Genomic DNA, 13,158 nt, shown 5'->3' with positions numbered 1-13,158 from the left:
AGGTTCTCATGGCACTGGCACTTCAAAGGTGGACTGCAACATCACTTCGGCGCCGTTGGTCGCCTGGCTGAGCACGGTAATGCGGTAGACCTGCTTGGCATTGGCGCAGGGCGAAGAAGACATGTCGATGCTGCCGGTACAGTCGTCCGACTCCGATTGCCCGTAATCCTCGACCACGTATTTGAGTACGGGGCTGACACCGGCCGCGCTAGCGCGGCGGTAATTGGCGGCGGTGTCCCAGAACCCGGCAGCTTGCCATGGCGGCGCTTCGGCAGCCCCGGGCATGGCGCACACGCCCCCTGAGCAGCCGTCACCCGGAACCACCGGTTTGGTGGCGGCGTAGGCCTCCGCTACGCGCAGCGCGGATTCGGCGGCTTGGAAGGCTTGCCCGCGCGCGAGCACGTTGCCGGCCATGCGCTCTTGCAGCAACGTGCCACGCATCGAAGCCAGACCAAGCAAGGTCACCACCAGCAGCAGTAACAGGACAACGATCAGCGCAACGCCTCGCTGGGTTTGGGAAGGGGGCGGAAGCCGGACGGTTCGATTCACAGCACACCCTCCTTGTTGCGAAGGGCCACGACATGGGTCAGTTGGCGCGAGAGGGCGTTGCCATCGGTGCCGTCGAGATAACCGCCCTTCAGTGCGCCTTCGGCGCCCTCGACAGTCAGACCGACCTGCACCGCGTTTACCGCGCCCCAGCTATTGGCAGCAGTAATGGCAGTTGCAGTAACGAAGTTGGCGGCGCCGTTGGCGCGATACAAAAGGTTCATGCCGCTGACGCCTTCGGCGATCTCGACCGTGTCAGCAATAGTTGGAACCAACGCACCCGTTTCGTTGATCAGGCTCGCGCGGTACAACGAAGTTCCACCACGGGCATTGTTGCCGATATACCACCTGAAGCTCTGAACCTGGACCACCGTTGCAGGGGAACGGCTGTGCTTTTCACAGTTTGGATTGACCGACTTGTCTTCCGGAACCAGGAAACAATATCCCTTGTCGCCGCTGGCGCCAGAAGTACAGTTGCGCTCGTACTGAAACTCCTGACTGCAGTTGCCGGTGCCACTGCCACCGTTATGCCCAATTTTCATTCCGGTGCCGGAGATATTGCTAGCCTGAAACACCATTGCAAACGAGTTATTGCAGACCATCAGGATGTCACCATCGGAAAGTCCGGCGGTCGTAGTTACATTCAGAACGGCGCTGGGATTCTGATGGTCGGTCACACGGATATCGCCGTTGTTGGCCATATGCAGATCGATCGCGTCGGTTCCGGCGACCCGCTGGGCCGTTCCCGAACCCGTTGTAGTACCGGGCGCATCACCGTCATAGCCATGGAGCCCATCGGCATACTGGGTCCACCAGCTGTTATCGCCGGACTCCAGCTGACTGATGATCGGAATGGCTCCACCGCACGGGTTGCCGCCTGCCTCACGCAGGTCGCGGGACATGAGCTCGAACGACACCCGGGTATTTTCCTGGATGCGATTCAGGGTCGCGGTCGATGCGTAGACCCGCTTGTTGGCCAACAGCATGCCGCCGGCCGCGGCGGTCACCACCAAGCCGAGCAGCAGCGCGATCATCAGTTCGATCAGCGACAGGCCGCGGGCCAAGTAGGGGCTGGCGTATCCGGACCGTCGCCGGTTTGGGGAAGTCGTCATGTCAGAGCCCGGTAGTGGTTTCGATTTCGAGTGGTTCGGTGTCCTGCGGGTCGCCGGTCGCGCGCGTGTCGTCCCAACGCACCCCCACGGTGCATTCAGCAGCGCTGCATTGGACGCGACCGCAGGCACTGCTCCCAAGCACTCCTTGCACTTCCTGCAGCCAACCGTTGAAGACCGAGTAATCGGTATCGTCGGCCGGGCCATCGGGGTCCGCGGCCGCGGCGGCACAGGTCCAACCGGTGACGTTGAAGCCACCGCTCATGGCCAGTTCGCGGTTCAGCCGCAGTCGATCAAGCAGCGAATACGATTGCATCACCGCCTGCGAGCGCGCAGCCGAGCTATTGCTGTTCTTGAGGGTCACCGCTTGCAGCGCCGCCATGCCGAGCATGCCGACCGCCAGGATCAGCACGGCGATCAACACTTCGAGCAGGGAACTGCCGGCTTGGCGATTCCTGCCGGAACCAGGGGTGGGAAAGTTCTTCATCGGAGTCCTCAGTCGGTCCTTGCGCTGCAGGCATCGCTGCCATTACGTGTGGTGACGCTGACGCGACTGACGGCTACGACCACATCGCGGGTGTTCTCGGCCGCATCCAGCCGGTCCGAGCACACCGACAGGCCGCCTTCGCGCGCAACGCCGGCACCCACGCGGGCCAACCCGCTGGCCCCGAAGCTGATGCGCTGGTTGGTTGCGGTATTGCTGCTGGGATTGACCACGATGCCGCCGGTCGAAACGGTCATGTCGCGAATGATCTCGTCGTCATCGGCGTCGACCGTGACGTCGCCATCAGCATCGGAAAACGCGATCAGCCGCTGCCAGTCCGCCCCGCTGCAACTGGTTCCATCGGTACTGGGGCAGAGCACGACCCGGGTATTGCGGCGCACCGCTTCCATCCGTGCAGTCTGCAGGGCACCCACGACCTCGTTGGCCGCGGCAGTTAGACGGTTGCGGTTGATCAGATCGGAGAAGCTGGGCGCCGCCAGGGTCACGACGATAGCCAATACGGCCACAGTGATCATCAGCTCCACCAGGGTAAAGCCCCGCCACCTCACCGCCATGGAACGGCTTGCGGCCGGGTGTGGCCGGTTTACGACAGATTGCATCGTCCCCTCCCCGGGATGATCCGAGCCAACACGTTAGACGCGTACCGCAGCAATCGCCAGCAAGCGCCGATGGGCGGCAGCGGGGACAGGTTGAACGGCGGCTGGGCTGCCAGTCGGGCCAGCGGCAGGCATGATGCAGTCTCCATTGCCTTCCCTGCCCCATCCATGCTCGAGATCGACAAGACACCCCGACCGCTGGACGCTCTTTGGCAGGCCCCCGCGATCATCTGGGTGCTGCTGGCCGGCGAGTGCCTGGCGATAGTGCTGGCCCTCGCCCCGGGAGTCTCCATCGACCGCTGGATCTACTTCGGGCTGGCTTCGCTGGTCATCCAGTGGGTCGCGCTGCTGACCCTGGGGTCGCTGTACCTGTTCCGCCGGGCACTGCAGGGCATGAGGCCTCAGAGGTTGACCTATCTCGCGCTGGGATTGCTGCTGGTCAACACCTGGCTGGTGTTGGGCCTGGTCTGGCTATTGATGCGTGGGGTTTGGCCGATGACCGAGCCGGAATGGTCGGCGTTGGTGCTGCGCCTGACCGGGATCGTCCTCGCGGTCGGGTTCCTCGGCCTGGCCGCCTTCCAGAACCACTGGCGCGGCCGCCTGCACGCGGTGCGCGCCAAGCAGTCGGAGCTGCAGGCTCTCCAGGCCCGCATCCGCCCGCACTTCCTTTTCAACACCCTCAACACCGGGGCGGCACTGGTGCACCAGCGACCGGAGGAGGCCGAGCGCCTGCTGCTGGACCTGGCCGATCTGTTCCGCGCTGCGCTGGCCGGGCCCAGGCAGATTTCGCTGGAAGACGAGCTGTCGCTGGCGCGCCGCTACCTGGAGATCGAGGCGCTGCGCTTCGGCGATCGCCTGCAGGTGCGCTGGGAACTGCCGCGCGAGCTGCCGGCGGTGACGGTGCCGGCGCTGTCGATCCAGCCGCTGGTCGAGAACGCGATCCGCCACGGGGTCGAGCGGATGCCGAATGGCGAAATCGAAGTCGCGGTCAGCACCACGCCGGACACGGTGGTCGTGCGCATCAGCAATCCGCTGCCACGGCCCGGCGGGGCGGCGGTCGCGGGACACCAAGTCGGTTTGAACGCCTCGCAGGTACGGATCGAGGCGTTGACCGGTGGCCGCGGCAGCGTGCAGACACAGGTGCTGGAGGGGCGGTTCATCGCAACGGTGCGATTGCCGATCGGGGCTTGAGCCGCTACGCCACCACGCGATAACAGGGTTTGTAGTCACCGGCGATCTTCATCCGCCGCTGCTCCACGAAGGCGCGCAGCAGGGCGTCGAGCGAGGCCATCATCTCCGGGTCGCCGTGGATCTCGAACGGGCCGAACTGCTCGATCCGGCGCATGCCGTCCTCCTTGACGTTGCCGGCGACGATTCCCGAGAACGCGCGGCGCAGGTCGGCGGCCAACTCATGCGGCTTGCGCCCCTGGTGCAGGTCGAGTGCGGCCATCGCCTCGTGGCTGGGCACGAACGGGCGCTGGTATTCCAGCGGGATGTTGATCGACCAGTTGAAGAAAAACGAATCGCGCTGGGCGAGGCGATGCTCGCGCACCTTGCCCACGCCGACCGCCATCCGCTGGGCGACCTCGACCGGGTCGCCGGTGATGATGGTATAGCGGGCGGTCGCCGCCTCGCCCAGGGTCAGGCGGATGAACTTGTCGATCTGCTCGAAGTAGGGCGCCGAGGCGGTCGGCCCGGTCAGCACCAGCGGGAACGGCACGCCGGCGTTCTCCTCGCGCAACAGGATGCCGAGCAGGTACAGGATCTCCTCGGCGGTGCCGACGCCACCGGGGAACACCACGATGCCGTGGCCGAGGCGGACGAAGGCTTCGAGCCGCTTCTCGATGTCCGGCATGATCACCAGGTGGTTGACGATCGGGTTGGGCGACTCGGCGGCGATGATGCCCGGTTCGGTCACGCCGATGTAGCGGCCGCGGCGATGGCGCTGCTTGGCATGGGCGATGGTCGCGCCCTTCATCGGGCCTTTCATGGCGCCGGGCCCGCAGCCGGTGCAGATGTCGAGGCCGCGCAGGCCGAGCTGGTAGCCGACCTCCTTGGTGTACATGTACTCCTCGCGGTTGATCGAGTGGCCGCCCCAGCAGACGACCAGGTTGGGATCGGCCGGCTCCAGCACCCGCGCGTTGCGCAACAGGCCGAACACCGCGTCGGTGATGCCGCCGCTGCTCGACAGGTCGCGGGCGCCATCGGCGCCGAGTTCGATCGCGGTGTAGGCCAGGTCGCGCACCACCGCCGCCAGCAACTCGGCGACGCCGCGGATGATCCGGCCGTCGACGAACGCCAACGCCGGTGCGTGGTGCAGGTCGATCCGGACGCCACGGTCCTGCTGGTGAACCTGGATGTCGAAATCGGGATAGAGCTCCTGCGCCGCCCGCGGGTCGTCGCTGGCGCTGCCGCTGGTCAGCACCGCCAGCGCGCAACGCCGCAGCAGGTCGTGCAGGCCGCCGGCGGAGGCATCGGCGAGTTCGGCGACTTCCGCGCGCGAGAGGATGTCGAGGCCACCGCGCGGGTAGATGTGGGTGTCGATGGTGGGCAGGGTGGCGTTGGCTGGGGCGGTCATGCGGGTCTCATTGTTGTTCTTTGCCGTCGACTCTAGCGCAGAGCCGAGCCCTTGTAGGAGCGAACAAAAAAACGGCCGGGTTGCCCCGGCCGTTTTCAGGTCTTCAGCGCTTCATGCCAATCAGAACTTGTAGCGGAAGCCGACCTGCAGCGACCAGCGCGAGATGCCGCGATCGTCGTACAGGTCCAGTTCGTCGGCACCGTTGTAGCGGTAGACGTACTTGCCGGTCGCCGGGTCGATGCCGCCGTACTCGGCCACGCCACGCGCGCCCGGGAAACCGACTTCCTCGATCCGGCCCCAGTCCTCGTTGATCAGGTTGCCGACGTTGAGGATGTCGAGCCAGACCTCGGACTTGTGGCCGCTCATGAAGCCCGGCAGCTCCTGGGTAATGCGGATGTCGAACTGGTTGACCCACTCGGAGGTATCGGCGTTGCGCTCGGCGACCTGGCCGCGATGATCGTTGAGGTAGGAGTTGCCCTCGATGAAGGCCCAGAACGCGGCCTCTTCCTCGGCGTTGGCGAAGACCACGTCGTCCGGACCGGCCGGGATGTAGAACAGGTCGTTGCCGAAACGTCCGTCGCCGTTGGCGTCGTTGTCGAAGGTGTAGCTGTACGGACGACCGGTGCGGCCTTCGTAGAAGCCGGCGACCATGGTGTTGTAGTCGCCGAAGAACGCGTGCTTCCAGGTCAGCGCGGCGGTGAAGCGGTTCTCGATCTCGTAGCTGGAGGTCGAGGCCACTTCATCGTTCGGATTGAAGCGGATGCTGTTGCCCCACTGCGAGCCGGACGTCGAGCTGGTCAGCGGGCTGACCTCCTCGGCATTGGTGTAGGTGTAGGCCGCCATCCACGACCAGTCGCTCTGGTTGAACGGCTTGTTGAGCGACAGGGTGAGCTGCTGCGAGCCGCCCTTGCTGGTCGGACGGGCGATGATCGCGTCGTTGAAGGCGCCGTTGTCGTTGGCGCGCGACGAGACATCGGCATCGTCGACCGTCTGGCCGAACTCGTTCCAGCTGGCCGGATCGTAGCCGCCGTCATTCCAGAACAGCAGGCGACCATCCTGGCCGACGCCGGTCGGCGCACCCAGGTTGAGGTGCTGGTAGTAGATGCCTTCCTTGACCGAGGCCAGCACCAGCTCCGCGGCACCGACCACGCCCCACCACGGCAGCTCGTGGTCGATCGCCAGGTTGGCCTTCCAGATGGCCGGCTGGCCGAGGTCCGGATCGATGAAGTCGACCGACTGGGTGCGGCCTTCCGAGCCCGGCGGGATCAGGCCGATCTGCTGCGACGGATCGGCGTTGAAGCCGCTGATGCCATTGCTGAAGCGGTAGTCGACGTAGCCCAGGCCGGTATTGGTGAACGGGTTGGACAGCCAGACATTGGCCGCTGCACCCTGGAACAGGCCGAAGCCGCCGCGCAACTGGGTCGGACGGTCGCTGTCGAAGGTGTAGTTGAAGCCCACGCGCGGCTGGAACAGGCCGTTGCCGTCGATGGTGGCGCTGTTGTCGAAGCCGAAGGTCTCGGACGCGAAGGCGTTGTAGGCAGGGTCGTCCTTCAGCATCGGCACGTCGTAGCGCAGGCCGTAGGTCAGGGTCAGGTTGTAGTTGACCGCCCAGGTGTCCTGCACGAACACGCCGAGGTTCTGCATGCCCCAGATCGCGGCCATGTTGTCGAGGTTGCCGTCGGTCGGATAGAACAGCTGGTAGAAGCTCGACTCGCCGGCCTCGAAGTCCTCGATGCTGTCGAACGCGTACACGCCATTGGTGCGGCGGCCGAACAGGTTGTAGATCTCGTTGTCCTCGAAGTCGAAGCCGAACTTGAGGGTGTGGTCGCCGAGGAACAGGTTGCCGGCGAAGAACGCGTTCCAGGTCTCGGTCTCGAGCACGTTGGCGTGGGTGTTCTCCTCGGTGCCGAGGAACAGCGTGTTGGGGCCGAAGTCGATCGCGATTTCCGGCAGCCGCGCGGTCGGGTTGCGCACCGCCGAGTACTCGCGATAGGAGAGCTTGGCCTCGGTGCTGAAGTTGTCGGTCCAGTCGCTGAACAACTGCCCGTTGTAGGTGTCGAAGCTGTAGTCACGCTGGTAGGCGTGGGTGCTCAGCGAGATCGCGTCGTCGAAGAAATCCGGGAACTCGGCGACGCTCTGGTCGGAGGTGCCGTAGCGGAAGTTGGCGCGGTGGCGGTCGCTGATGTTCCAGTCGATCTTGAGGCCGTACTCCTCGCCAGTGGTGTCGGCGCCCGCCACGCCGAAGCTGCCGGCATCGAAGCCGTAGCCCTCGGCGATCTGCTGGACGCGGGCGATGTCCTCGGCGGTGATGTCGACGACGTTCGACGCACCCGAACCGACCGGGCCGTACGACGGCGACGGCGCGCCCTGCTCGAACTTCTCGTAGTTGAAGAAGAAGAACAGCTTGTCCTTGACGATCGGACCGCCGACGGTCAGGCCGTAGGTCTGCTCGTCCTCGAAACCGTTGAAGTCTTCGCCGTTGTCGTTCTCGCGAACCATCGAGTTGTCGCGGTACAGGCCGTAGACCGAACCCTCCCACTCGTTGGTGCCGGACTTGGTGACCGCATTGATGACGCCGCCAACGCCGCCGGTGATGGTGACGTCGTAATTGGCGACGTCGACCGAGATCTCCTCGATCGCATCCATCGAGAACGGCTGCTTCGGCGTCGGCAGGCCGTTGGACTCCAGCCCGAAGGCGTCGTTGGTGCTGATGCCGTCGACCCGGATCGCGTTGTAGCGCGGGTTCTGGCCGCCGACCGAGATCTCGTTGCGCGACTTGTCGGTCTGCACCACGCGCGGATCGAGGCGGGCGTAATCCTGCAGGTTGCGCTCGATCGACGGGAACGCGGCGATCTCCTCGCGGGTCACGTTGGAGCCGGCGCCCATCTTGCTGGCACTGAACACGTCCGAGCCGGTGTAGTCGGCAATCGCCTGCACCGACTCCAGCGTGGTCACGCTGTTGTCGAGGGCGATGTTGACCTGGTTGACCTCATCGAGGTTGAGGTACACGCCGTCCTGGCTTTCCGAGCCGGCGCCGGCCTTGTTGACGGTGACCGTGTACGGACCGCCGACGCGCAGGCCGCGGGCGTCGTAACGACCGCTGGCATCGGTGGTGGCGCGGCTGACCGTGCCCGAAGCGGTGTGGACGATGGTCACTTCGGCGCCCGCGACCGGCTGGCCGTCGGCACCGAAAACCTGCCCGCCGATGCCGGCGGACGTGCTCTGCGCGAATACCGGCGCGGTGGCGAGGACTGCGAGCAGTCCCAGGGTGAGCTTGGACAACCGGACACGGTTGGGGTGGGTCATTGCGATGGCCTCGGGCATGGAATACGGGAGCCCGGGAATCGGCTGGAAGCCCGGGCAGATCGGACAGGCAGACACGGCAAATCGGCGCAATTGCCGATTAACGATAGATTAACACGGCGCATACTACTGCGGATGTTTTACCGTTTCATGACTGCGCGAACGCCCTCGATGGCCGTGCGGCAATGCTTGGCAACCGTCATGCCCGTCGGACATGACAGGCCGGTGACATGGAGTCAGCCCGCCGGTCCCAGCTGCAGATAGGCCGCGAGGCCGTCGAGGAACATCTGCACCGAGATCGCCACCAGCAGCATGCCCATCAGCCGCTCGACCGCGGTCAGCGCGCGGCTGCCGAGCAGCTTGTAGAGCATCGGCGCGCAGAACAGGATCGCCGCGGTCGCACCCCAGGCCAGCAGCAGGGCCAGGCTCCAGTCCATCAGCCGGGTCGGGTCCTCGCTGCCCATCAGCATCACCGCGGCCATGCCCGAGGGGCCGGCGACCAGCGGGATGGCCATCGGCACGATGAACGGCTCGCCGTCCGGCAGCTCGCCCATCAGACCCTCGGGCCGCGGGAAGATCATCCGGATGCCGATCAGGAACAGCACGATGCCGCCGGCGATCGAGACCGACTCCTGCCTCAGGTGCATCACCTCCAGCGCGTACTTGCCGCCCCACAGGAACAGCATCAGCACCGCCAGCGCGATCAGCAGTTCGCGCGCGAGCACGATCCGCTGGCGCCGCGGCGGCAGGCTGCGCAGCAGGCTCAGGAACACCGGGATGTTGCCCAGCGGATCCAGGATCAGGAACAGCAGCAGCGCGGCGGAGGCGATGGTCATGCGGGGTCCATGCGTGCGTGGGCCGGGTCAGGCATCAGGGCCGGGGCGCCCATACCTGGCCGCGATGGTCGGCGCCGGCGGCCGACAACAGGGTGACGCAAGCCTGGGCATAGGCCTCGGGCGCGCGCGCGGTGCGGTCGTCTTCCTCGACGTAGGCCATCGCCCGCAGCGCGGTGCGCATCGGGCCCGGCTGCAGCCCCGCGACCCGCACCCGGGTGTTGGCCAGTTCGGCGTGCAGCATTGCGACCAATGATTCGAGCCCGTGTTGGGCAATCCCGTAGCCGCCCCAGTTGGCCTTGCCGACGCGCTCGCGATCGTCGAGCACGAACACCAGCGCAGCGTCGTCGGCCTTGGCCAGCAACGGCAGGCAGGCTTGGCTGAGCCACCACGGCGCGGTGAGGTTGACGTGGATCGCGCGCGCGAAGGCCGCCGGATCGCTCTGCAGCAGCGGGGTCAGGCCGCGGAAGTTGGCGGCGCAATGGAGCACGCCATCGAGCCGGCCGAGTTCGGCTTCCAGGCGCTTCGCCAGTTCGGCGTAGTCGTCCGGCGTGGCACCCTCCAGGTCGAGCGGGTACAGCAGCGGCTCCGGCCCTTCGGCCGCTATCGCGTCGTACAGGCGGTTCAACTTCGGCAGCTTGCGACCCAGCAACACCACGGTGGCCCCGGCGCGGGCGCAGGCGGTGGCGGCGACACTGCCGAGTCCGCCGGCGGCCCCGCTGACCAGCACCACCCGGCCATCGAGCGCATTCGCCGCCGGTTTGCCTGCATCCGCGGTCACTGGCGCTGGGTCTCGCTGATCATGCGGGCGAGTTCGCCCGACTCGAACAGCTCGACGGTGATGTCGCAACCGCCGATCAGCTCGCCATGAATGAAAAGCTGCGGGAAGGTCGGCCAGTTGGAGTAGCGCGGCAGGTTGGCGCGGATCTCCGGGTCTTCCAGCACGTTGACCGTATGCAGCTCGGTGGCGCCGGCGCTCTGCAGCACCTGCACCGCGCGGCTGGAGAAGCCGCACATCGGGAACTGCGCGGTGCCCTTCATGAACAACACGACCGGGTGGCTTTCGACTTCGGCCTGGATCCGCTCGAGCACGGACATCGATCAACTCCTGCAATGGTGCGTTGCCCGGCTTTGACGGCCGGGCAACATGGCGTGGGGATAGAATGGGGATTGTAGCCCGTCCATCCAGCCAGCCTCATCAAGGAGCCCGCCAATGGCAATCGAACTGCCTCCCCTGCCCTACGAAAAGAACGCGCTCGAGCCGCACATCTCCGCCGAAACGCTGGAGTACCACTACGGCAAGCACCACAAGGCCTACGTCGACAACCTCAACAAGATGATCGAGGGCACCGAGTTCGCCGACATGCCGCTGGAGGACATCATCCGCAAGTCGCAGGGCGGGATGTTCAACAACGCCGCGCAGGTCTGGAACCACACCTTCTACTGGAACTGCCTGTCACCCAACGGTGGCGGCGAGCCGACCGGCAAACTGCTGGAGGCGATCAACAAGGCGTTCGGCGACTTCGCCAAGTTCAAGGAGCAGTTCAGCGAGACCTCGATCAAGACCTTCGGCTCCGGCTGGGGCTGGCTGGTCCAGCGTCCCGACGGCGCGCTGGCGCTGGTGAGCACCGCCAACGCCAACACCCCGCTGACCGGCGACGACACCGCGCTGCTGACCTGCGATGTGTGGGAGCACGCGTACTACATCGATTACCGCAACGCGCGGCCGAAGTATGTCGAGTCGTTCTGGAACCTGGTCAACTGGGAGTTCGTCGCTTCGAACATGAAGTGATCGCGCATCCGGTGACGTGACGCGAACGGCCGGGGCGACCCGGTCGTTTTTTGTTTGCGTCGACGGCGGTTGGAATGTCCCTGTCGACTGGACGTCCCGCGGTTGTAGGAGCGGCTTCAGCCGCGATCGTGAGTCCGCACGAGCGAACGATTTCAGATCGCGGCTGAAGCCGCTCCTACAAGGGCCGCCTGCCATGCAATCTGGAAATGACCGGGGCAACCTGCGCTTCACGGTCAAGCGCAGCACCGACCCGCTGCAACCCCGCGGCCAATTCCTCTGGCGACTCCGCCCGCAACGTCGCATGCCCGACCTTGCGGCCGTCGCGCGGCGCCTTGCCATAGTCGTGCCAATGCCCGCCCGGCTCGGCCAGCACCGCGTTGGCGTCCGGCATCGCGCCGATCCAGTTGAGCATGCAGGCGTGGCCGACCATTCGGGTCGCGCCCAGCGGCAGGCCGAGCACGGCGCGCAGGTGGTTCTGGAACTGGCTAGTCTCGGCGCCCTCGATCGTCCAGTGGCCGGAGTTGTGCACACGCGGCGCCAGTTCGTTGGCCAGCAATTCGCCATCGCGGCAGAACAGTTCCAGCGCGAACACGCCGACGTAATCCAGCGCCTCGGCAAGCTGGCGGGCGTAGCCGAACGCGGTCTCCGCCAGCGCCGGCTCGGCGGTGGCCGGGGCCAAGCTGGCCGACAGCACGCCGTCGACATGCCAGTTCTCGGTCAGCGGCCAGGTGCGGAACTCGCCGTCGCGGCCGCGTACCGCAACCACCGACAACTCGCGCTCGAACGCGACGAAACCTTCCAGGATCAACCCGACCTTCTCCGCCTGCGCACCCAGCGCGCCCCAGGCGGCATCGGCATCGGCCGCACTCTTGATCCGGAACTGGCCCTTGCCGTCGTAGCCGAGCCGACGGGTCTTGAGGATGCAGGGCGCGCCAATGTCGGCGATGGCGGTGTCGAGTTGCGCCCGGGTGTCGATGGTGGCGAAGGGCGGTACCGGGATGCCGAGTTCGCGGAACAGGGTCTTCTCCGCCAGCCGGTCCTGGGTGGTGCCGAGTGCACGGGGATTCGGGTATACCGCGATCCGCTCGGTCAGCCACTGGGCGGATTCCGACGGCACGTTCTCGAAGTCGAAGGTGGCGACGTCCACCCGCGACGCGAACTCGGCCAGGGCGGACTCGTTGGTGTAGTCGCCCACCACCATCGGCGCGAACTGGCCGGCACATGCGTCGGCCGACGCATCCATCACAAGGAAGCGCACGCCCAGCGGCGCGCCATCGAGCGCCAGCATGCGGGCGAGCTGTCCGCCGCCGAGGATGCCTACGGTAGTCATCGTGCCGGGCTCACTTGCGCGGGTCGTCGTTGCCGGCGACGTCTTCGGTCTGCCGGGTGCGGAACGCGTTGAGCGCCCCGCCGATCGCGGGGTGTTCCGCCGCCAGCATCGCCGCCGCGAACAGCGCCGCATTGGCCGCGCCGGCGTTGCCGATCGCGAACGTCGCCACCGGAATCCCGGCCGGCATCTGCACGATCGACAACAGCGAGTCCATGCCGTTGAGCGCCTTCGACTGCACCGGAACGCCGAGCACCGGCACCGCGGTCTTGGCGGCGAGCATGCCCGGCAGGTGCGCAGCGCCACCGGCGCCGGCGATGATCGCGCGCAGGCCGCGACCGGCCGCACTGGCGGCGTAGTCGAACAGCACGTCGGGGGTGCGGTGCGCCGAGACCACCCGGACCTCGTGCGGGACGCCGAGTACCTCCAGCTTGGCCGCCGCATGCTGCATCGTCTCCCAGTCGGAGCGGGAGCCCATCACGATGCCGACGAGCGGCGCCTGCGCGGTGTCTGTCATGGTTCGAGCCTGCGGCAAAACGGTATTCTACCGACCTTACGCCGTCGCTTCA

Annotated in this window: 13 protein-coding genes; 2 read left to right on the top strand and 11 right to left on the bottom strand. The window is 66.2% G+C overall.

The window, feature by feature from the left end:
• Positions 1–6: 6 nt before the first annotated feature.
• From SNE34_RS00380 to SNE34_RS00365, 4 genes are read right to left on the bottom strand one after another with little or no spacing between them, the layout of a single operon-like run.
• Positions 7–549, bottom strand: a complete 543-nt coding sequence (locus SNE34_RS00380; protein ID WP_332613664.1) for a pilus assembly PilX family protein — start codon at positions 547–549, stop codon at positions 7–9.
• Positions 546–1,610: a PilW family protein gene (locus SNE34_RS00375; protein ID WP_332613663.1), complete on the bottom strand. Its 1,065-nt coding sequence runs from the start codon at positions 1,608–1,610 to the stop codon at positions 546–548. Before SNE34_RS00375 ends, SNE34_RS00380 begins: the two co-directional genes overlap by 4 nt.
• 49 nt (positions 1,611–1,659) lie before the next feature.
• The gene (pilV, locus tag SNE34_RS00370; RefSeq protein WP_332613662.1) at positions 1,660–2,142 is read right to left on the bottom strand and encodes a type IV pilus modification protein PilV; all 483 of its coding nucleotides are present in this window, start codon (positions 2,140–2,142) and stop codon (positions 1,660–1,662) included.
• A gap of 8 nt (positions 2,143–2,150) precedes the next feature.
• Positions 2,151–2,714, bottom strand: coding sequence for a GspH/FimT family pseudopilin (locus SNE34_RS00365; RefSeq protein WP_332614584.1), 564 nt, complete (start codon positions 2,712–2,714; stop codon positions 2,151–2,153).
• Positions 2,715–2,924: 210 nt separating this feature from the next.
• Here SNE34_RS00365 and SNE34_RS00360 point away from each other — a divergent pair, with 210 nt between their 5' ends.
• Positions 2,925–3,947 (top strand): sensor histidine kinase, encoded by a 1,023-nt coding sequence (locus tag SNE34_RS00360; protein WP_332613661.1) that lies wholly within the window; start codon positions 2,925–2,927, stop codon positions 3,945–3,947.
• A gap of 4 nt (positions 3,948–3,951) precedes the next feature.
• Here the strand turns inward: SNE34_RS00360 and ppnN are convergent, their stop codons facing one another.
• From ppnN to grxD, 5 genes are all read right to left on the bottom strand, one after another.
• Positions 3,952–5,334 carry a nucleotide 5'-monophosphate nucleosidase PpnN gene (ppnN, locus tag SNE34_RS00355; RefSeq protein WP_332613660.1) on the bottom strand — a complete coding sequence of 461 codons (1,383 nt, stop codon included), beginning with the start codon at positions 5,332–5,334 and terminating at the stop codon, positions 3,952–3,954.
• Positions 5,335–5,454: 120 nt separating this feature from the next.
• Complete coding sequence (locus SNE34_RS00350) at positions 5,455–8,640, bottom strand: TonB-dependent receptor (protein ID WP_332613659.1); 3,186 nt, start codon at positions 8,638–8,640, stop codon at positions 5,455–5,457.
• A 233-nt stretch (positions 8,641–8,873) separates the two neighbouring features.
• Positions 8,874–9,473 carry a YhgN family NAAT transporter gene (locus tag SNE34_RS00345; RefSeq protein WP_332613658.1) on the bottom strand — a complete coding sequence of 200 codons (600 nt, stop codon included), beginning with the start codon at positions 9,471–9,473 and terminating at the stop codon, positions 8,874–8,876.
• A gap of 34 nt (positions 9,474–9,507) precedes the next feature.
• Positions 9,508–10,251, bottom strand: coding sequence for an SDR family NAD(P)-dependent oxidoreductase (locus SNE34_RS00340; protein WP_332613657.1), 744 nt, complete (start codon positions 10,249–10,251; stop codon positions 9,508–9,510).
• Positions 10,248–10,568: a Grx4 family monothiol glutaredoxin gene (gene grxD / locus SNE34_RS00335; RefSeq protein WP_332613656.1), complete on the bottom strand. Its 321-nt coding sequence runs from the start codon at positions 10,566–10,568 to the stop codon at positions 10,248–10,250. The genes SNE34_RS00340 and grxD overlap by 4 nt, the downstream gene beginning before the upstream one ends.
• A gap of 115 nt (positions 10,569–10,683) precedes the next feature.
• On the opposite strand from grxD, the gene sodB reads away from it, so the two are divergent.
• Positions 10,684–11,262 carry a superoxide dismutase [Fe] gene (sodB, locus tag SNE34_RS00330; protein WP_332613655.1) on the top strand — a complete coding sequence of 193 codons (579 nt, stop codon included), beginning with the start codon at positions 10,684–10,686 and terminating at the stop codon, positions 11,260–11,262.
• A gap of 175 nt (positions 11,263–11,437) precedes the next feature.
• Here sodB and SNE34_RS00325 read toward each other — a convergent pair whose 3' ends face one another.
• Together SNE34_RS00325 and purE are read right to left on the bottom strand one after the other, a co-directional pair.
• Positions 11,438–12,592, bottom strand: a complete 1,155-nt coding sequence (locus SNE34_RS00325; RefSeq protein ID WP_332613654.1) for a 5-(carboxyamino)imidazole ribonucleotide synthase — start codon at positions 12,590–12,592, stop codon at positions 11,438–11,440.
• 10 nt (positions 12,593–12,602) lie between these two features.
• Positions 12,603–13,106 (bottom strand): 5-(carboxyamino)imidazole ribonucleotide mutase, encoded by a 504-nt coding sequence (gene purE / locus SNE34_RS00320; RefSeq protein WP_332613653.1) that lies wholly within the window; start codon positions 13,104–13,106, stop codon positions 12,603–12,605.
• Positions 13,107–13,158: the final 52 nt, after the last annotated feature.

Origin of the sequence: Novilysobacter erysipheiresistens (genome assembly GCF_036663935.1) — a bacterium.
Taxonomy (GTDB): domain Bacteria; phylum Pseudomonadota; class Gammaproteobacteria; order Xanthomonadales; family Xanthomonadaceae; genus Novilysobacter; species Novilysobacter erysipheiresistens.
This window is presented reverse-complemented; position numbering and strand designations above follow the sequence as displayed.

Bases quoted from the DNA above. Each gene is read 5' to 3' on its own strand.
- pilV (WP_332613662.1), bottom strand. From the start codon at position 2,142: ATGAAGAACTTTCCCACCCCTGGTTCCGGCAGGAATCGCCAAGCCGGC.
- SNE34_RS00365 (WP_332614584.1), bottom strand. From the start codon at position 2,714: ATGGCGGTGAGGTGGCGGGGCTTTACCCTGGTGGAGCTGATGATCACT.
- SNE34_RS00360 (WP_332613661.1), top strand. From the start codon at position 2,925: ATGCTCGAGATCGACAAGACACCCCGACCGCTGGACGCTCTTTGGCAG.
- ppnN (WP_332613660.1), bottom strand. From the start codon at position 5,334: ATGACCGCCCCAGCCAACGCCACCCTGCCCACCATCGACACCCACATC.
- SNE34_RS00350 (WP_332613659.1), bottom strand. From the start codon at position 8,640: ATGACCCACCCCAACCGTGTCCGGTTGTCCAAGCTCACCCTGGGACTG.
- SNE34_RS00345 (WP_332613658.1), bottom strand. From the start codon at position 9,473: ATGACCATCGCCTCCGCCGCGCTGCTGCTGTTCCTGATCCTGGATCCG.
- grxD (WP_332613656.1), bottom strand. From the start codon at position 10,568: ATGTCCGTGCTCGAGCGGATCCAGGCCGAAGTCGAAAGCCACCCGGTC.
- sodB (WP_332613655.1), top strand. From the start codon at position 10,684: ATGGCAATCGAACTGCCTCCCCTGCCCTACGAAAAGAACGCGCTCGAG.
- SNE34_RS00325 (WP_332613654.1), bottom strand. From the start codon at position 12,592: ATGACTACCGTAGGCATCCTCGGCGGCGGACAGCTCGCCCGCATGCTG.
- purE (WP_332613653.1), bottom strand. From the start codon at position 13,106: ATGACAGACACCGCGCAGGCGCCGCTCGTCGGCATCGTGATGGGCTCC.